We start from the raw sequence: 20,320 nt of genomic DNA on the forward strand, positions 1-20,320 counted from the left end.
CCAAAATTTATCCGAGGTATTTCCCATGAGCAAGTGGTATCCGCAGCAAATTTTGCAAGAACCCGGTGTCAGAATCACCGCAACGGAGAAACAAACAATTCTCAGCAAATTTCCGCCTCCCGACGAAAACGGTCAAATCTATGCCGATGGGGTTTTTGAAGGCGGCGGCGTGCGCGGAGTTGCATTTTTAGGAGCACTCAGGTGCTGTAGCGATTTGGGCATCCAGTGGCGAAAATTGGCAGGTACTTCGGCAGGTGCCATTACTGCCGCAGTATTGGCAACCGACTTGTCAATTGATGATTTAGAGGAAATTTTAGGACAGCTCGATTACAGTATATTTTTAACTCAAAAAAACAGTCCTCTAATTTTAAACGGCGACCCCGCCGACGACTTGCAATCTCCTGCTTGGACGCTGCTTTTCCTAACAGTTAGCCGTCAGATGGGAGAATATTCGGCGCAGCCGTTCCGGCAGTGGCTGGAAGCAATGCTCGGTCGAGGTAACTTGCACACTTTTGCCGATGTCAAACAAATCGTAAAAGACCGGGAATTAAAAGTAGTAATCTCTAACCTCACTCGCGGTGAAATGTTGGTGCTGCCCGACGACTTACATCGGCGCGAATCGACAGATTCCGATGCTTTGTACGAGCAGTTGCGCCTCCCAAGCGCTGAACATTTTAGCGTCGCTGAAGCCGTTCGGTTGTCGATGAGTATTCCCCTATTTTTTGAACCAGGAAAACTCGGCGATGACTTAATTGTAGATGGCGGAATTTTGAGCAATTTCCCCCTGTGGATTTATGACAAACAATCCGTCGGTGCGACTCCTGCGTCGCCGCGCTGGTTTACCTTTGGGTTTCGATTAGTCGATACCGGAATTGAGACTAAAGCTAAGATTGATACTCCCCTGTCGATGCTGGCGGCGATGTTCAGAACGATGATGAAAGCAAGAGACCGCTATCACCAGCGGGAAATGGATAAGGGCAGGGTGATTAATATTGATGTGACTGAAGCTGGGGTGACGACGACGGACTTTAATCTCGACGGCGATCGCAAGGCTAACCTATACCGCTTGGGGTATTTGTATACTAAGAGGTTCTTTTTGAGTTCCAATTTTAGTTGGGAAAATCACTTGAAGGCTAGGGGCTTTGGGGAGTAGGTTTCGAGTCTGGAGTTGGGCCAGAGGGGGAGATTGGGGGAAATCTGCCTTTTGCCTCCGGCGGAAAGTATACAGAGTAAGGGATTGAGGAATTTTTCAATTAGGGGTTGGCAAAAAGAAGATGTGTGTGCTATAGTTAGTTACTGTCATCTTGGAGAGGTGGCTGAGTGGTCGAAAGCGGCAGATTGCTAATCTGTTAAGGGTGTTAACATCCTTCGAGGGTTCAAATCCCTCCCTCTCCGTTCTAGAGCTTCTAGGAAAAAATTCCTTTTAATCAAATTTTTGGACGGGCTAGAAGCCCATCCCACAAGAAAATTTTGTGGGATGGGCTTCTAGCCCGTCCCAATTATTTTTGCAGTTCAAGTCTAGTCTAGGCGCAATAATCAACTACTAAATCTAATTAAGCACTTTCATCGCTTCGACAAATTGCCGCGATATAAATGGCAAAATCTCTTCATTCTTGCTATTCTCTTTGCCCTCGGTAAATACAACCAATAAATACGGCCGCAAACCCGCTATTTCAATATAAGCAGCATCGTGACGAACTTGACTTGTCAGCCCCGCTTTTGACCACAATTTTGCTGATTCTGGCAATCCCCCACCTAAAAAACCTGTAACTTGATTTTCGGGATCTGCCTCTAATTCTGCTGGGTCTAAACTGCGTTTCATTAAACCCATCATTTCTTGCGATGCTTGGGCAGAAACAGCTACGCCGCCGATTATACTGTGCAGCAAACGCGCCGCTGCATTTGTGGTCAGCATATTTCTATTTTCCATTAATTCTCCCAGAAATGCTCGCTCGCGACCGTAGGGGCCGTCACACCAGGTTTTTTGATTGGCGTTAATATTTTGTAATTCCGGCCAATCCAATGATTGAAAGTAACGGTTGACGATGTTTCGCTGCTGTTTCCAAGTTTCAAAGGGGGCGGGTGATAATTCTGGCCCGCTGGTGGTGCCGGTGAGGGCATCTACTACTAAACTGGTGGCGTCGTTGCTGGAATCAACTATCATATCTCGGACGGCGCGTTCTAATTCTGGCGATGTTTTAATCATGCCTTTTTGCGCCCATTCCCAGATGGCAACGAGGTAGAATAATTTGACGATGCTGGCCGGATAAATTCGTTCGGAACTTCTGGCGCTAAAACCTCGGGGTTGATATTTCCAAAATTCTTCTGCACTCAGGGCCCCGCCTGTATTGACTCGCACCGGCGGATCGTAGACTATCCAGGTAATGGCTATACGATCGCCACTTAAGCCTGTAAATTCTGACAATGCGGAGTCTATAATGCTACTGCCGAGGGTTTCTAATTGTTCGTCTTTGTGAAAAAATGTCATGGTTAATGGCTGACGCTTAACGGTTAACGGCTAGCAGCTAATGGCAATCTATCGTTAAATGCGAACAATTAACAGCAAACAATGAGCAATTAGCAATGGCCAATTATCAATTATCTGATGTTGTGGAGTACCGAGCCCGATCGCACATAAATATTTACGATTCCCCCAAGTGCGATCGATTGGCAACTCAAGCAGCGCTGGGGCGACATTTGCGAGTAGTTGACCCCCCCCAGCTTATGAAGGGGGGGAGAAATGGCATAGACTCGGTTGTTCAGGGGGATACAACGGCTGTGATGGTGCGGCTGTGCGAAGATGATTATCCGGGATGGCTAGATATTCGAGATGTTGAGTTGCTCGATGTGGCAGAAACAGTGTATCATCCTCTGGTGGTTTCTGAGGCGGAAATCAAGGAAAAATTACCAATAGTAATTACTTTCACTCGCCAGGCTATGAACCAATCCAATTATTATCTTTGGGGCGGTACAGTCGGGCCAAATTATGATTGTTCGGGCTTGATGCAAGCTGCTTTTGTTGCGGCGGGAATCTGGTTGCCGAGGGATGCTTATCAGCAGGAAGCTTTTACTAAACCTATTAGTATCACTGCTTTAGAATCGGGGGATTTAGTATTTTTTGGTACGCCGGAAAAAGCAACTCACGTAGGATTGTATCTCGGAGAGAACCGCTACATTCACAGTTCGGGACAAGCACAAGGTCGCAACGGTATCGGTATCGATGTTTTGTCGGAGGATGGGGATCTAGTCAGTCAAGCTTATTACCAGCAATTGCGGGGATATGGTAAAGTTGTGGCAAGTTATCAACCTAGTTAGTTGTTGACGGTTGACGGTTGACGGGTGACTGTTAACTAATGACTAATGACTAATGACCAATGACTAATGATTACTGATGTTATCTAACAAAGAAATGGACGCTGCATTATTTTTGGAAAAATTGGCGGGACAGCAGGCTGCCTTTGAGGTTGTTCCCGACGTTTCGGTGGTGGTGCCGGTGTATAATGAGGTGGAAAGTTTGCCTCATTTGATTGAGGCGATCGCCTCTTCTATCCAACCATCTGGACTCAGCTATCAAATTATTTGTGTAGATGACGGTTCTAAGGACGGTTCTGCTGAACTTCTCCAGCAGTTAGCCAGCACTCGCAATGACCTTTGTGCTGTAATTTTGCGCCGCAATTACGGGCAAACTGCTGCCATGTCGGCAGGTTTCGATCGCGCTCGCGGCCGTGCTATTGTTACCCTAGACGGCGATTTGCAAAATGACCCGGCTGATATTCCGCTGTTGTTGGCAAAGTTAAATGAAGGCTACGATTTAGTTAGCGGATGGCGCAAAAATAGGCAAGACAATACTATTAGCCGGTTGATTCCTTCTAAAATTGCTAACTGGTTAATTGGTCGCGTTACAGGCGTAACTTTGCACGACTACGGCTGTTCTTTGAAAGCTTATAAATCCGAGTTGGTAGCAGACTTGAATTTGTACGGGGAATTACACCGCTTTTTGCCAGCGTTGGCGTTTATTGAAGGGGCGAGAATTGCAGAACTGCCTGTGCGACATCACGCCCGCCGTTTCGGTCAAAGTAAGTACGGAATTTGGCGGACTTTTCGCGTGTTGATGGATTTGTTAACTATTTCTTTTATGAAAAAGTTCCTGACTCGACCGATGCACGTTTTTGGACTTTTGGGACTGAGTTCTATGACGTTGGGGACGGTTTTAGGGATTTATTTGACAGTCTTAAAATTTGCTTTTGGTCAAAGTATTGGCAATCGTCCTTTGCTGATTTTGGCTGTGGTTTTGCTGTTAACGGGCGTGCAGTTATTTTGTTTTGGTTTGCTGGCGGAAGTGATGATGCGGACTTATCACGAGTCGCAGGGAAAACCTATTTATCGCGTGCGCGAGGTGTTTGGTTCTAAGTGACTAAATGACTTTTTTTCATCTTCCCGATCCCCCCTAGCCCCCCTTAATAAGGGGGGGATAAGAGTATCTTCATAGTCCCCCTTATTAAGGGGGATTTAGGGGGATCGAGACTTAGATAAAAATGACAGAGACAGTGGGTTTTAGGCTTAAGTTGACACCAATACTTTCTAACTCATTACTTTTTGAGCTTGTCGGAGAGATGTAATAGTTGCGATCGCGTGTTCGGCGACTGCATCTATTTCTGCTTCGGTATTGAACCGGCCAATACCAAACCGAATTGAAGCGTAAGCTAATTTGTCCGATCGCCCGATCGCTGCTAAAACATGAGATGGAGATATTTTCGCCGAAGTGCAAGCAGATCCCGAAGAAACTGCCGCCGCCGGTTGCAAACCTAACATCAACGCTTGACCGTCAACCCCGCCTACACTAATATTGAGATTCCCTGGCAATCTCTTCGTAGCGTGACCGTTGAGAAAAACATCGCCCAATTCACTCAAGTTTTCCCACAAACGCTGCCGCAAATTAACCACTCGTTCTGTTTCCGACGGCATTTCTGCAATTGCCAATTCTACTGCTTTGGCAAACCCAACTATTTGCGGTGGGTAGAGAGTTCCCGATCGCATTCCCCGTTCGTGTCCTCCTCCGTGCATTTGCGGCGCTAGCTGCACTCTCGGTTTGTTGCGGCGCACGTAGAGAGCACCGATCCCTTTTGGCCCGTAGATTTTGTGGGCTGTCAAGGACATTAGATCAATATTCATCTCCTCTACGTCGAGGGGAATTTTGCCGATCGCCTGTGCCGCATCTGTGTGAAAAAGAATGTCATTTCCGCGACAAATTGCTGCAATTTCTGCGATCGGCTGAATGACTCCTATTTCGTTGTTAGCCGTCATCACTGAAACTAAAATTGTCTCGGCCCGAATCGCTTTGATCAAATCACCTATATCAACCAGCCCGTCGCTTTTGACAGGTAAAACCGTGATGTCAAACCCCAATTTTTGCAAATAGGTACAGGGGTCAAGAATTGCATTGTGTTCGGTTTTTACTGTGATAATGTGCTTTCCTTTACTGAAATAAGCTTCAGCGATGCCTTTAATCGCTAAGTTATTTGCTTCGCTGGCGCCGCTGGTAAAAACAATTTCTTCTGGGGAGGCGTTGATCGCTTCTGCTATGATTTGTCGTGACTGTTTTACCGCTGCTTCTGCTTCCCAGCCGTAGACGTGGTTGATGCTGGCTGCGTTGCCGAATTGTTCGGTGAAATACGGCAGCATCGCATCAACTACCCGTGGATCTACGGGGGTTGTGGCGTGATTGTCGAGGTATATAGGACGTGCGGACATAGTGCAGGGTTGGGTGAAAAAAGTGTTAGGTTTATTGTAGACGAGCCCTTTGTTCTACAACAAAACTTTATATTTAACAAATATTTGTGAAGATTTATGCGAGCTGACATTCAGGGATTAGAAATTACTCTCGGTGAGCTCAAGCACCTCACCGGCGCGGGGCCCGATCGCGTATACCGGCCGCCGACAGCGACTAAGTTCGCCCGCGAAGCTTTGAAAACTGTCGGTTTAATTGTTTTGGTTCTAATCAGTTGTTGGCTGCTGGTTGCGATATTTCCTAGAGCTTATTTGTTGTGGTTGGCCCTTCACTTCGCTGCGATAGTCGGTTTAATCTTTGAGGATGCGTGGAAAATTCGATGCAGTCGGCAAAACCAACATTTAATCAATCTTTTTGATGATGTCGATCGCTATAACGGTATCATCAAAGCGATCGCCATTAATGATCTGATAGAAGATGCTGGCAATGTGGAAGTCAAAATCGGCGATCGCGCAAAAGTAGTTCAAGCTTTGCAGCTAATCAGAGACGATTTAGTGCGAGCTTTGAAAACTGAAAGAATTCTTAGGGAAAACAAAAAGTTTGTCGCTACTAACTCCGAATTATTTGCCAATAACTTAAGAAATTTGAATGCCCTGCAAATTAGCGATCGAGCCAGCGAACAAGGGCGATTGCTCAACGAAGCTTTGCAGGTAGCCGTAGGAGTTCAAGCAGAAATGAAAAAGTTGCAAGAGCTAAACGCTGCTAATTTTAAAAAGGGCAAAAGTTAGTAGTGTACACGGCTGTGTGCGCCTCTTCCCCAGTAGCAACATGAAGCTTACTGAACCGAGCGAACTCAAACACATTCTCCAAATTATAACTTATGAGAATGGTGAAAAAAATATCATAACTATTGTAAATTTTTTCCTGTTACGTAACAGGTAAGGATATCTTGGAAAGGTGACGTTAACAACCAGGTCAGTATGTCTTCTGTTAAACCCAAGATTATAGTTCTCGACGACGATCCGACTGGTTCTCAAACCGTGCACAGTTGCTTGCTGCTGACACGTTGGGACGAAGACACCCTGCGTTTGGGGCTGCGCGACAAGTGCCCGATTTTCTTCATCCTGACAAATACTCGATCGCTAACTCCCGAAAAAGCAGCCTCCGTCACCCGCGAAGTGTGCCAAAATCTAAAAAGGGCGATCGCCACCGAAAAAATCGAAGACTTCCTAATAGTTAGCCGTTCCGATTCTACCCTGCGCGGTCACTATCCCATCGAAACCGACGCGATCGCCGAAGAACTTGGCCCCTTCGACGCTCATTTTCTGATTCCCGCCTTTTTTGAAGGAGGCAGAATTACTCGCCACAGCGTGCACTACCTAATAGTTAACAGTGTCCCGACACCAGTACACGAAACCGAATTTGCCAAAGATTCAGTCTTCGGGTACAGTCACAGTTACCTCCCCGACTATGTAGAAGAAAAAACCAAAGGTCGCATCCCCGCTGATGCAGTCGATCGCATTTTACTCGGAGACATTCGCTACGGAAGTTTAGATCGACTGATGGACATGACAGACAACCAATGTGCAGTTGTTGACGGCCAAAGCCAAGGCGATTTAGACACATTTGCCAAACACATTCTCCATGCAGTCAGTCAAGGCAAAAAGTTTTTATTCCGTAGTGCAGCAAGTATTTTAACATCCTTAGCTAACCTCGGCCCACAGCCAGTAGCAGCCGACGAAATGGCAAAATATGTGAGGGATGGCAAACCGGGTGCAGTAATAGTTGGTTCCCACGTTAAGAAAACTACCGAACAATTGGAACGCTTGTTAAAAGAACCCAATATAGTTAGCATTGAAATAGATGTATCTCACTTGGTAGAAGATTCACCAGAGTATCGCACCCAAATGCTCGATGAAATTCTCCAAAAATGCCGCACTGCTCATGCAGAGAACAAAACGCCTGTAATTTATACCAGCCGCAAGGAACTCGAATTTGAAAATACCGAAGTCCGGTTAAAATTTGGAGAAGCGGTTTCTGCTTTATTGATGGATATCGTGCGGGGACTGCCTGCGGATATCGGGTTTTTGATTAGCAAGGGCGGTATTACTTCTAATGATGTTTTGAGTACAGGTTTGTCGCTGAAAAGTGTCAGGCAAATCGGTCAAATTATTGCAGGTTGTTCGGTGGTGAAAACCGAGGCGGAGCATCCTCTGTTTCCCAATTTGCCAGTTGTTTTGTTTCCGGGAAATGTGGGGGATAGCCATGCTTTGGCTACTGTTTACAAGCGGCTGAGCAAGTAGTATAGCTCGTTGAATCGCAGACTAACCCAGATGAATTTAGCTTCGAGTCAGGGAGGATAATGTTCATCTGCGGTTCGTCGATGGGTTTCCCTGCTCGATCGAACTTTATGGCAATTGCCACTGCACGGCAACTTCAAACAAAAATCTCTATCCTACTGTTTCCTTGCCAAAGCCACCCAACTATGATACAATAGAAGGTCTGTCTGTCACTCAAGCCGATCGCGCCATCTCCAACTCGCCCCTCAGCAGCCGCTCTCAAAAAAATCAAATTTAGAAAAAAAAATTAAGGCAGAACTCTACATATAGAGCCAACAGCGCCAGAGCTACTGCTATCAGTAGCGTTTCCAGCTTGTATGAGCCTAAATTTTAAAATTAAGTAAAAATTTTCAGATAGTAATTTTCAGTTCAAAGGATTAGCATATAAGGGTGACAGAACATTATCATCCCCTAAACTCATTAAAAAGTGGCCATTGGTTCAAGCTGATCTGTGGGGCGAGCTTTCAGCACCTGCCTGCTGTACGGAATCTCACCTTGGCTTACACCTTAGCAGGCGCTGACTGTATCGATGTCGCGGCAGATCCCGCCGCCGTCGCAGCAGCGAAAGAAGCCCTACAAGTGGCCAGCGAATTACAGGCAAGAACTCAAAACCGCAGGTTTGGCGGCAAAGGGTTGCCGTTGCTGATGGTGAGTTTAAATGATGGGGAAGACCCGCATTTTCGCAAAGCCGAATTCAACCCAGCCGATTGTCCGGTGGACTGCTGGCGGCCGTGCGAAAAAATATGTCCAGCCGAAGCAATAGTTTTTCAGAGTGCTGGCAGTGGTTTTTCCGGGGTGATAGACCAGCAATGCTATGGCTGCGGTCGCTGTCTGCCGATTTGTCCGAGCCAACTGATTTATACTCGTTCTTACGTGTCTGCTCCCGCCGCGATCGCACCTTTAATCTTGCAATCCGGTGCCGACGCCCTAGAAATCCACACGCAAGTAGGCAGAGAGGCAGATTTTGCGCGACTTTGGTCGAGTATAGCTCCCTGGGTCGGTCAACTCAAGGTAATAGCAATTAGTTGCCCCGATGGAGACGGTTTGATTGATTATTTGCGGACACTCTATCAAATAATTTCCCCCCTTCCTTGTCCCCTAATTTGGCAAACCGACGGTAGGCCAATGAGCGGAGATATCGGAACAGGAACTACCAGAGCCGCGGTCAAACTCGGTCAAAAAGTTTTGGCGGCCCAGTTGCCGGGATACGTGCAACTTGCAGGCGGCACTAATGCTCACACTGTCAGCAAGCTGAGAGCCGACGGACTGTTGAAGGATGGCGGGAAAAATTTATCAGTTCCCCCTGTCCCATACATTGCAGGTGTAGCTTACGGCAGCTATGCCAGGGTTTTGCTATCGCCAATTTTAGAACAATTAGAAACAATGCAGATCGATCGAGCCTATGCCGTTCCGGTGGCAGTAGCGCGGTCAGGAGCCGGAGTTCAAACATCTCGGCTACCTCAGCTCGAAGCCGTCCCAGAACTTCTCTCGGAGGCCGTGAGTTTAGCTTGTTCTCTAGTTTCCCAGCTCAAAGAATTTTAGTCATTGGGAATTGGGAATTGGGAATTGGGCATTGGGCATTGGGAATTGGGCATTGGTACTAATGACTAATGACTAATGACTAATGACTAATGACTAATGACTAATGACTAAAAAGTTGAAAACGTCACCGAACACATCGAGGCGAATGCAGATTACAGACGACCTCAACAGATTATTAGACATCGTGCCAGATGAGATCCGGCAGCCCTTAGAGCAGCACCCGCAGCGCAACAATCTCATTGAGATTGTCATGGATTTGGGCCGCCAACCTGAAGCTCGTTTTCCATCCTTGGCCGAACCTCTTTCTCAAACGCCAGTTTCCAAGGCGCACCTCAACTATTGCATCGAGCGAGTCGGCCACTTCGGCGGCGACAATCGAGCCGGTATCGAGCAAACCCTGCACCGAATTAGCGCCCTACGCAACCGCAGCGGCGAGATTATCGGCTTGACTTTGAGGGTGGGCCGCGCTGTGTTCGGGACGATCGGCATTATCCGCGATTTAGTGGAAACCGGTCAGTCAATTTTGATGCTCGGCCGCCCCGGGGTTGGCAAAACCACGGCCCTGCGGGAAATTGCCCGCGTGCTCGCCGATGACTTGGAAAAACGGGTGGTAATCATCGACACCTCCAACGAAATTGCCGGAGATGGAGATATTCCCCACCCGGCGATCGGCAGAGCTCGCAGAATGCAAGTTTCCCGTCCCGAACTCCAGCACCAAGTCATGATCGAAGCAGTGGAAAACCATATGCCGCAAGTGATCGTGATTGACGAAATCGGCACGGAACTCGAAGCTTTGGCGGCTCGGACGATCGCCGAAAGGGGCGTGCAGTTGGTCGGTACCGCCCACGGGAACCGGATCGAAAACTTGATGAAAAACCCGACTCTGGCAGACTTAATTGGGGGCATCCAAGCGGTGACGCTGGGAGATGACGAAGCAAGACGGCGCGGTTCTCAAAAGACGGTTTTGGAGCGCAAAGCACCGCCAACTTTTGAAATTGCCATCGAAATGCTCGAACGCGAGCGCTGGGTAATCCACGAGCGAGTTGCAGAGGCGATCGACACTCTGCTGCGGGGACGCGAACCGCACCAGCAAATCAGAAGCGTCAGCGAGAGAGGAGAAGTAATTATCGAGCGCGACTCAGCCGCTCCCCCCGCCCGGTTTCCGGGGAGGCCAGCTTCCGCCGGCCCGGCTGCTGTATCGGCAATGCGGCCCGTCACACCGATCTCTGGGTGGCGGAGTGCTGGCAAAATGGTGCCGATGCCCGCTCCCAGCGAGAACTTAGCTCCTAAGAGCGCGCCGGTTTCTGAGACTCGGTATTTCGAGCAACTGCTCGAAGAATCGCTGTCCGTCGAACCAGTACCCAACCCCGGGCGCTATTCCCATAATGTCGGCCCTAACGGCGAAGATTTGCCCCTCCACGTTTATCCTTACGGCATACCTCGCCACCAGCTCGAACAAGTGATTTCGACGCTGAATCTGCCGGTGCTGCTGACGAAGGATATTGAGAGCGCTGACGTGGTTTTGGCTTTGCGATCGAACGTTCGGAACCAGTCGAAATTGAGGCACTTGGCCAAAACTCGCCAAGTTCCCCTGCACACAATTAAGGCCGGCACTATTCCCCACGTAGCGAGAGCTTTGCGGCGTCTGTTAGACATGGATGACCCCGGCACCCCGGAAGTGGCAGACCTCGCCTTATTCGCCCGCAGCGGTTCTTCTGATGAGCTCGAAGCTTTGGAAGAAACGCGCTTAGCAGTCGAGCAAATTGTCATTCCGAAGGGACAGCCGGTGGAACTCCTGCCCCGTTCTCCCAACGTCCGCAAAATGCAGCACGAACTTGTGGAACACTATCACCTGAAGTCCCACAGTTTTGGGGAAGAACCAAATCGTCGCTTGCGGATATATCCAGCTTAAAGTTGGAGATTAGTGCTTTTGAAGGCAGAAGGTAGAAGGCAGAAGGTAGAAGGCAGAAGGGATAATTTTTTCCTGGCTTGTGTCTTTTACCTTTTGCCTTTTTCTTTTGAGTAGCTGGCAAGTTTCTGATATGATGTGGTGTGACACTGTTCTTGTTAATGCGATCGGCTAAATTCCCAATTTATAATTCCCAATTTATAATTCCCAATTCCCCATATTTGGAATACACGAGCTTACAAGTTCCCCAATTCCTAATAGTTCAGCTACGCACTTCCCTTCGGCTCCCTGCGGCTTCGCGAACGGACGAGCCGCAGACTAGCAACTATGCTCAGCACAAACTCAGCACCAGCTCAGTAAAAGTTGCCACTTCCCCAATTATTAAACGAATCTACGTGAGTTGACATGAATGATTCCATAATTCAGCTATTTATTAACTTAATTACTACTGAAATTGGAGTGCGAATCAGATCCCAAGATAGAGCTGGTTTGTCTCATAAAATCATGAGTCGAATGAGAGCAAGAAAAATCGCAGAACCGGAAAAATATTATAAACTTTTAACCGCCAAAAATTTTGAAAGTAAAAATGAATGGTCAGAATTAGTAGTGCTATTAACAACAATTGAAAGTTATTTTATGCGAGATAAAGGGCAGTTTGCTCTGTTAAAAAAAGTAATTTTTCCTGAATTGATAGAGCATAAAAGAAACTTGCACAAGACCTTGGGAATGCAGCCGACATTGCGAATCTGGAGTGCGGGCTGCTCCACCGGTGAAGAACCTTATTCTTTAGCTATTGTTTTAAAACAGTTGATTCCCGATTGGGAACACTGGAAAATATTAATTTTAGGTACAGATATCAATGAAAAAGTAATCAAAAAAGCGCCCCAAGGAGTTTATAGTCATTGGTCGTTTCGCTTGGTTGAACCGCAGATACAAAAGCAGTATTTTCATCAGAAGCAAAATGATTGGGAAATTAATCTAGAATTGCGCCAAAGTGTCAACTTTAGCTGTGTAAATTTAATCACAGATGATTTTCCTAATATTTACCAAAATATTTATAACCTAGACTTAATTTTGTGTAGAAACGTTTTTGTATATTTTGAACATAAGTATATTTCACTGGTACTGAAAAAATTTTCCAAAACCCTGAGACCTGGAGGATATTTAATGACTGGTCACGCTGAAGTTTTCGGTCAAATTATGAACGAGTTTGAATCCAAGATTTTCCCGGAGTCGGTGGTGTATCAGCGTCGGGATGCAGTACCGGAGGAAGGCGGTCAAATAGAGTCTAGGGTTGCGACGGTAGGGGAAGCCAACTCGGCATTTCGGGAATTCCCGAAAGCAGATACTATGGGCGATGATAGTAGTGAGTTGCTAACAAGGGAAACGATGCCACCTCGTGTTACTACTAACAGCAATTTTCCCGAGATGTCGCCCGTATTAAACATAAGTAATCCGCTGGGGAAGATGCTGCGCTCTCGCTATCTGGAGGACGGATTGCCGAACAATGCCCTGTCAGTTACACAAAAAATAATAGCAGAAAATACTCCAGATAAAACGCCTAAAATACTCATTTTAGAGGCTAAAAAATTATTTAAAGATCACAATTATGCTGAGGCAATCAACAAGGCACAAGAGGCAATAGACTTGCAGGGGCATAATTTTGATGCTTATTTTTTAATCGCTCAAGTTCAGGCAAATGCAGGCAATTATTCTCAGGCAATAGAATACTGTAATCGAGCTAGGAAAGTAGAGCCTGGATCAGTATACACTGATTATTTACAAGCTCAAATTGCTGAAGAACAGGGGCAATTGGAAACAGCAAAAAATTTATTAAAGAGGACTATTTATATGTGTCCATCTTTTGTTTCAGCTTATATAGAACTAGGGAATATATACAATAAAGAAGGTCAAGTAAAAAGAGCTCTTAAAATGTACAGTTCATCTTGTGAAATCCTGAAAGCACTACCGCCAAACACTCCCATAGATTCACAGGGGAAAATGACAGCTAGTCAAGTGCTGATGAATGTTAAAAATAAATTGTTAAGATTATACACTAAAGAAACTGTACACTAAAATATGGAAACTAAACCGTATCTTATCTTTGAACAGAACGGTTTTCTCTGCGGTATAGAAGCCTGTTATGTTCGCGAAATTTTCTTTCTGCCGGAGTTGACAGCAATTGCAGAAGCACCTCAAGATATTGTGGGGGCGATCGACCTTCGGGGCGAAATTCTGCCCGTGATGGATCTGAATCTGCGTTTTGGATACGCTTGGCAGGAGTATTCTCTGACAGATAGTACGATCGTCATCGAGTGGCAAGAATCGAAAGTCGGTATAATTGTCAATCAAGTTCGCGAAGTTAAGGAACTCTCACAAGATGCCATCACTCCGCAGCTATCTTATGGGCGAGAGACTTCACAAGTCTCTCATCATTTTGTAGCTGGACTTGCCCGCTGCGAAGCCGATATTATCATGCTGCTGAATCTCGATCACTTAATTCGATATTCTCCCCAAAAGTCAGAGGAAAGCTGGTCTGTTTCTCCAAGCAATGCAGGTAATCAAGAAACAGCAGGTGAGGCAGAGACGAAAAATTTACACTCGCAAATAAGTGCAAAATTGTTAGGCAAAAATCCTACAATTTTGAGCAATCGTCACGTTTTTTGCGCGCACGCTACCCCCGAAGAAAAAGCAATTTTTCAATCGCGGACTAATAATTTGAGGCGGCAAGGCGAGGGGGAAAATGATGCTGCAATTAATATGTCTTTGGCGGTGTTTGTTTTGAATAGTGAATACTTTAGTCTTCCTTTGGATCAAGTGCGCGAATTTACTGAGATTAACCAAGTAACTCCGGTTCCCTGCACTCCCGATCGCATAGTGGGAAATATAAATTTACGGGGAGAAATTGTGACGCTAATTGATATTCGCAGTGTTTTAAATATGTCTTTAAATATGTTGGAGAATACGAATTATCTCTCTAAGGCGATCGTTGTTGAAGTTGGGGATTTTGTTACTGGTATAATTGTTGACGAAATATTAGATATTATATACTTAAATGTGTCGGAAATTGCGGCTGTTCCGGCTGCACTGTATTCTGCAAACCGCGAATATCTAAGGGGGACAGCTCTTTACGGGGAAAAAATGATGGCTATTCTGAACTTGCAAAAACTTCTGACAAAAGGAGGAGTAGTTGTTGATGAAGAGGTTTGAATCAAATCAAGAACAGGACTTACGCAAAGCCTATGTATCCTGAGTCAAGTGAAGCATCTGGCTTGATACTTCATTTCCTTCGCAATCCCGATCCAACGCACAGATCAGGACTGGTAAGGAGCGAGACTCCGCATGAGAGAAGTATCTTGAACTGCGTCCATGACTAAAGAAGTTAATTATACCAAATCGGCTTTTAAAGCGCTATTTGGCAAAGAAATCTAATTCGTGTATGCACTTGCTTAAATTAAGGAAAAAAATATGTTTTCTAAAATAAACAACTTAAACATTAGAAACAAGATGCTGCTCGGATATCTAGCGCCAGCCGCTATATACTTAGGGTTTCCGGTAATAGTTATCGCTACTACACAGCAGGTGTTTAAAACTTTCCAAGAAACGGAAAGGGTACAGAACGTACTCGGAGAAACAACTAATCTATCCCTAGGTGCGGAGCAAATGGTACGGGGGCTACGTGGATATTTAATTAATAAAAATAATGATTTTTTAACTGATTTTCACACAGGTGCAGAGTTGGCTCAGCAGTCGGCGGATAATGTAGCGCCGACCGTTAAAGATCCCGAACAGAGAATTCGTTTGCAGAGGATGCAAAAGCTAGTCCAGCAATATTATGAGGGTTGTAACGAAGACATTGTTCGCTTAGTGCTGCAAAATCAGACAGCGGCAGCCATCGCTGTATTTAATACAGGCAAGTACAAAAAGGTAGTGGAAGAATTTTTGAAAGTGAACCGGGAATTTCGGGAAACAGAATTAAATCTGGTTAACCAAAAAACTAAAATGACGAAGGAAGCTTTAAGCTTTTTGGTATCGACGCTGCTGGTTGCTTCGGTGCTGTTAGTGCTGTTTGGTGCGGGTATGGCTGGGCTGATCTCGTCAGGAATTGTTGCAACTATCGATCGGGCAATTAGCTCGATCGCCTCTTCTTCCACTGAGATTGCAGCCACCGTCGAAGAACAGGAACGTATGGCAAGTCAGCAAGCAGCTTCAGTAAATCAAACTACTACTACAATGGACGAATTGGGAGCATCTTCAAGGGCGACATCACAGCAGATAGAAACAGCCGTGGTTCAAGCAATGCAAGCTTTGAGTTTAGCGGGAGGTGGCACAAAAGCTGTAGAACAAACTTTAGAAGCAATGGCAAGTCTGAAAACTAAAGTTCAGGATATCCAAGGACAAATTATAGAGTTGAGCGAACAAACAGCTCACATTGGTAATATCTCAAGTGTAGTTAGCGATTTGGCCAATCAAACTAATATGTTAGCACTCAATGCTGCTGTTGAAGCAGTGCGGGCGGGAGAACACGGCAAGGGGTTTGGCGTGGTGGCGTCAGAAATTCGCAAACTTGCCGATCGCAGTAAAAAGTCAGGAGCGCAAATTAATCTATTAGTTGGTGATATTCAAAGGGCGATTAACTCAACGGTAATGGTGACAGACGAAGGAACTAAAACAGTGGAATCGGGCGTGAATATTGCCTCAGAAACCGCAGCAGCATTTGCAGGAGTTGCCAATGCCATTAACAATGTGGTTTTGAGTTCTCAGCAAATTTCGCTAAATGCCAAACAGCAATCGATCGCGATCGAACAGGTAGTGCAAGCTATGAACTCCCTCAATCAAGCCGCAGCCCAAACCGCTTGCGGTATCAGTCAAACTAAAGTCGGCACTCAAAAATTGAATGAAGCAGCCTTAGATTTGAAAGCAGTTTTGTAGGAGATGAATGAATTATGAGTAGTTCCCAAAAAAGGCTAAATATATCCTTAAGAATTAAAGCAATTGCTGTGGCGATCAATCGCGGTACAATTCCCGTGATATTAACGGTAGGAATAACTGGTTTTGCGGTCAATCAGAACCTAATCTCCAATCAGCCGTGTAGTTAGTTGTTATTTGTGAGTTATTATTAGTGAGTGGCTATGTTTTATTTACTAACAATTCCCTATTCCCTATTCCCTATACTTCTGCTACGCGATCGTACAATTTTCCAGTTCCCTATACTTAGACTATGCCAGCGTACAAGTTACCAGTAACCGATTTCTCGTAACCAATGATTAACAATTTTTTCCAAAAAATGCAGCCTCGACTGCTGCTGCGCCTAATTTTAAGTACCTTGATTCCAGTATCTATTGTTGGTTGGTATGGAATTTCTTCTTCAACAAAAGCACTGCACAACTTAGCATTAATAACCCTTAGTGACAGTGTAAATTCTACGGCCTCTCAAATGATTAACAAGTGGGAAAATCGGAGAGCCAAAATTTCGTTTCTCCGCAAAACTCTCCCTGTTCAGGGAATTATTAGAATTCAAGAAGGAAATGGAGGAGACAAAAACACTAATTCAACTTATAAAGATTGGGTTGAGCGAATGCAAGTCACATTTTTGTCCATGATGGAAGCTAAGCCATATTATATGCAATTGCGTTACATAGATCACAAAGGTAAGGAGATCGTGCGCTTAGATTCTGACAGCACAAATATCAACGTTATTTTAGATTCTAAACTACAAAGTAAAGCAGACAGAGATTACTTTCTGGCCACTATGAAGCTAAAACCAGGAGAAATCTATGTGTCTTCCTTAAATCTGAATCAGCAAGGCGGAAAAATCGAAATTCCTTACAAGCCAACAATTCGTTACGCAACTCCAATTTTTAATACCAAAGGAGAAAGACAAAGCCTTTTGATTAGCAATGCTTTGGGTAGCACTCTTATCGATATGGTGAAAAATTTCAATCCTGAACTCTCCGACAAATCTTTTATCTTAAATCAAGATGGGTATTATCTGGCTCATCCCAATCCTAAAAAAGCCTGGGGATTTGATCTAAAAACTAACGAAAACATCAAAAATGATTATTCATTCGACATAGTAGCTAAAGAAATCGGCTGAGGGTTCAACATAATTATCATTACCAATTACCCATCAGCCCTGCTCAATTACCTATTACTCAAAAACATATATGATGATTGAAGATCAAGAACTTAGAGATGTATTTAAAGTCGCTAGTGAAGAACACTTACAGAAACTAGACGACGGATTGCTGTACTTAGAACAGCACCCAAGCGACTTAGCTAAGTTAGAAGAATTGTTGCGGGAAACCCATTCTCTTAAAGGGGATGCTGGGATGCTGGGAGTAAAAAATGTAGCCTATTTAGCTCATCAAATGGAGCATATTTTGGAAGGTGTCAAGCGGGGAGAAACTCAACTGAATTCGGATATTAGCGATCGACTTTCGCAGGGTTTAGACGCCATGCGGAAACTCGTTAACGAAGCCGTTACCGGCGAAGATTGTGGCGTTAATACTTTTTACCTGCTCGCTAACATGATGGGTGCTTCTAGTCAGCCACAGCCACAGGCTGCCGCCTCAAGAGTAGATACCTCATCTTCACAAGTACCAGAACCACCGTTGGTAGAACCGCAATTTACTGAGCCTCCTACCCAAGAAGTAGAAACAAATGTTGAAACTTCTGAAGTTCTTAACTTAGAGAAAAATTCCTCTTTTTTACCCCTACAATCCCAGCCAGAATTTCTACTGCAAGCTCAAAACTTGCCTGCACCTTCTGGGCCCACCACTGAGTCGGCTTCGCAGTCGGCAGTTACTGCATCCTCAACCTCATCTTACCGCATTGAAACCATTCGCGTTGCTACTCAAAATTTAGACGATTTAATGACTCAAGCAGGAGAACTTACTGTCACAAAAACTCGGCTAGGACACCGAGTTGCAGAGATAGAACAAATTACAACTTTGTGGGAAGAGTGGAGCAGAGAAGATTTTGTAACGAGCTTGAATGTTGATCGGATGCAAATAGATGAAAACGGTATTAAAGCCAACGGTAAATTTCGCCAATTGCAGGATTACTATCAACGTACAGAAGAACGTTTAGAACGTCTCGGAACTTTAGTCAACCGCTTGAAAAACCGAGTTTATGAAGATACTGCCAGACTCGAATTAATCGCTGAGGCATTAGAATCAGGAATTCGCACTCTGAGACTGCTGCCTTTGTCTACTATTTTTAATTTATTTCCTCGAACTGTACGAGACTTAGCGAAACGCGAAGGTAAAGAAGTTGCATTAGTGATTGAAGGAGGCGAAACTACAGCAGATAAACGCATTTTAGAGGAAATGAAAGACCCTTTAATGCACATGATTAGAAATGCCATAGACCACGGGATTGAAACTGTTGAAGAGCGTGAAAAAGTAGGTAAATCTCCCGTGGCTACTCTCCGAATAAAAGGCTACAATCTTGCGAGCAATATTATTATTGAAGTTGCTGATGATGGCCGGGGACTAAATCTAGAAAGCATTAAACAAACTGCTGTAAAACGTAATATTTGTACGCTTGAGCAACTGGCAGAAATGACCGCAAATCAAGTACAGTCTCTAATTTTTGCTCCGGGTTTTTCAACCAAGAAATTTGTTACCGAAGTCTCGGGTCGCGGGGTGGGTTTAGATGTAGTTCGCACTAATGTTGAAGCCCTAAAAGGTAGTATTCAAGTAGAGTCTTTACCGGGAAAGGGATGCACTTTGAGGCTGCAAATCAGCACGTCTTTAGCTACAGCCAACGTATTAATTGTAGTAGTTGAAGACATTCCTTATGCTCTGCCCGTAGAGTTTGTAGACACGGCCAAACAGGTGTCTCAGTCTGAGATATTTGCTATAGAAGGTAAGGAAACTATACTTTCAAACGGCCAGCCTCTGTCAGTGGCTCATCTAGCAGATTTATTAGAAATTAACCATAAACAATGGTCGGAAAAAAATCGGCATTTGAGACAGGAAACCAACAGCGAAATTCTTAGAAAAGGTCAAAAAACATCCCTAAATTCAAATTATTCAAAAATGCCTTGTATTGTTTTGAAAGTTGGGGAGGAAAGATTGGGATTATTTGTAGATGCTTTGATAGACGAACAGGATGTGGTGATGAAACCTCAAAGTCAATTGCTGAAACGGGTGCGAAATGTTTCCGGTGCCACAATTCTCGCTACTGGGGAAGTTTGTATGGTACTCAATCCCCACGATTTGATAAAATCTGTACGCCAGCAAGTTTCGTCCCGTGGGGTTTCTGGTGCGCGATCGCAACTTGAGACTGCGAGCAGAAAACAAGTTATACTATTAGCCGAAGACTCGATCGCCACGCGCACTCAAGAAAAGCGCATCCTGGAAGGTGCGGGTTACGAAGTTGTGACTGCGGTAGACGGATTGGATGCTTTCCATAAATTGAAAACTCGCGATTTTGATGCTTTGATTTCTGACGTACAAATGCCCAACTTAGATGGGTTATCCCTGACTATTAAGATTCGCGAGCAGAAACAATACAGTGAGTTGCCGATAATTTTAGTTACATCTTTGGCGTCGGATGAAGATAGAAAAAGAGGGGCTGATGCGGGGGCAAATGCTTATATTCCTAAAGGGACTTTCAACCAAGATGTGCTGGTAGATACACTAAAAAGGTTAGTTTAGTCACGAGTCCTTAGTCCTTGGTTATTAGGCCTTTGTTATTTACTACCAATTAGCAAAGCCCAATACCCAGTACCCAGTGCACAATTACCAGTGCAGCGATGCCCAATGCCCAATACTTTGATTCTGCGGTTCCTGA

At 45.0% G+C, this 20,320-nt stretch carries 14 protein-coding genes and 1 tRNA gene; 13 read left to right on the forward strand and 2 right to left on the reverse strand.

From position 1 onward, the window contains the following. The first annotated feature begins 25 nt into the window (after positions 1-25). Both D0A37_RS20820 and D0A37_RS20825 read left to right on the forward strand, forming a co-directional pair. On the forward strand, positions 26-1,153 hold the full coding sequence (locus D0A37_RS20820; protein ID WP_242717178.1) for a patatin-like phospholipase family protein: 1,128 nt from the start codon (positions 26-28) through the stop codon (positions 1,151-1,153). Positions 1,154-1,306: 153 nt separating this feature from the next. Next, positions 1,307-1,395, forward strand: a tRNA-Ser gene (locus tag D0A37_RS20825). Between the two features lie 154 nt (positions 1,396-1,549). Here D0A37_RS20825 and D0A37_RS20830 read toward each other — a convergent pair. After that, a complete protein-coding gene (locus D0A37_RS20830; protein ID WP_242717179.1) occupies positions 1,550-2,488 on the reverse strand; it encodes a serine hydrolase in 939 nt (312 codons plus the stop codon). A gap of 95 nt (positions 2,489-2,583) precedes the next feature. Here D0A37_RS20830 and D0A37_RS20835 point away from each other — a divergent pair, with 95 nt between their 5' ends. Together D0A37_RS20835 and D0A37_RS20840 are read left to right on the forward strand one after the other, a co-directional pair. Then, entirely contained in the window at positions 2,584-3,315 is a 732-nt protein-coding gene (locus D0A37_RS20835; RefSeq protein ID WP_242717180.1) for a C40 family peptidase, read from the forward strand. A 94-nt stretch (positions 3,316-3,409) separates the two neighbouring features. Further along, entirely contained in the window at positions 3,410-4,414 is a 1,005-nt protein-coding gene (locus tag D0A37_RS20840; RefSeq protein ID WP_242725666.1) for a glycosyltransferase family 2 protein, read from the forward strand. 167 nt (positions 4,415-4,581) lie between these two features. On the opposite strand, the gene D0A37_RS20845 is transcribed toward D0A37_RS20840, so the two are convergent. Next, positions 4,582-5,751, reverse strand: coding sequence for an IscS subfamily cysteine desulfurase (locus D0A37_RS20845; protein ID WP_242717182.1), 1,170 nt, complete (start codon positions 5,749-5,751; stop codon positions 4,582-4,584). A 96-nt stretch (positions 5,752-5,847) separates the two neighbouring features. Here D0A37_RS20845 and D0A37_RS20850 point away from each other — a divergent pair, with 96 nt between their 5' ends. The 9 genes from D0A37_RS20850 to D0A37_RS20890 all read left to right on the forward strand — a co-directional run bounded on the left by D0A37_RS20850 (position 5,848) and on the right by D0A37_RS20890 (position 20,184). Next, positions 5,848-6,516: a hypothetical protein gene (locus D0A37_RS20850; protein WP_242717184.1), complete on the forward strand. Its 669-nt coding sequence runs from the start codon at positions 5,848-5,850 to the stop codon at positions 6,514-6,516. 192 nt (positions 6,517-6,708) lie between these two features. Beyond that, entirely contained in the window at positions 6,709-8,031 is a 1,323-nt protein-coding gene (locus D0A37_RS20855; protein ID WP_242717186.1) for a four-carbon acid sugar kinase family protein, read from the forward strand. A gap of 426 nt (positions 8,032-8,457) precedes the next feature. Next, positions 8,458-9,609 carry a circadian clock protein LdpA gene (gene ldpA / locus D0A37_RS20860; RefSeq protein ID WP_242717188.1) on the forward strand — a complete coding sequence of 384 codons (1,152 nt, stop codon included), beginning with the start codon at positions 8,458-8,460 and terminating at the stop codon, positions 9,607-9,609. Between the two features lie 145 nt (positions 9,610-9,754). After that, positions 9,755-11,521: a R3H domain-containing nucleic acid-binding protein gene (locus tag D0A37_RS20865; protein ID WP_242725669.1), complete on the forward strand. Its 1,767-nt coding sequence runs from the start codon at positions 9,755-9,757 to the stop codon at positions 11,519-11,521. A 402-nt stretch (positions 11,522-11,923) separates the two neighbouring features. Then, positions 11,924-13,594 carry a CheR family methyltransferase gene (locus tag D0A37_RS20870; RefSeq protein WP_242717190.1) on the forward strand — a complete coding sequence of 557 codons (1,671 nt, stop codon included), beginning with the start codon at positions 11,924-11,926 and terminating at the stop codon, positions 13,592-13,594. 3 nt (positions 13,595-13,597) lie between these two features. Continuing rightward, positions 13,598-14,728, forward strand: coding sequence for a chemotaxis protein CheW (locus tag D0A37_RS20875; protein ID WP_242717192.1), 1,131 nt, complete (start codon positions 13,598-13,600; stop codon positions 14,726-14,728). A gap of 258 nt (positions 14,729-14,986) precedes the next feature. After that, positions 14,987-16,450 carry a methyl-accepting chemotaxis protein gene (locus tag D0A37_RS20880; RefSeq protein ID WP_242717194.1) on the forward strand — a complete coding sequence of 488 codons (1,464 nt, stop codon included), beginning with the start codon at positions 14,987-14,989 and terminating at the stop codon, positions 16,448-16,450. Positions 16,451-16,781: 331 nt separating this feature from the next. Next, positions 16,782-17,615, forward strand: coding sequence for a cache domain-containing protein (locus tag D0A37_RS20885; protein ID WP_242717196.1), 834 nt, complete (start codon positions 16,782-16,784; stop codon positions 17,613-17,615). Between the two features lie 73 nt (positions 17,616-17,688). Beyond that, complete coding sequence (locus D0A37_RS20890; RefSeq protein WP_242725672.1) at positions 17,689-20,184, forward strand: hybrid sensor histidine kinase/response regulator; 2,496 nt, start codon at positions 17,689-17,691, stop codon at positions 20,182-20,184. Positions 20,185-20,320 lie beyond the last annotated feature (136 nt).

Source organism: Microcoleus vaginatus HSN003 (assembly GCF_022701255.1).
GTDB classification, from domain to species: domain Bacteria; phylum Cyanobacteriota; class Cyanobacteriia; order Cyanobacteriales; family Microcoleaceae; genus Microcoleus; species Microcoleus vaginatus_B.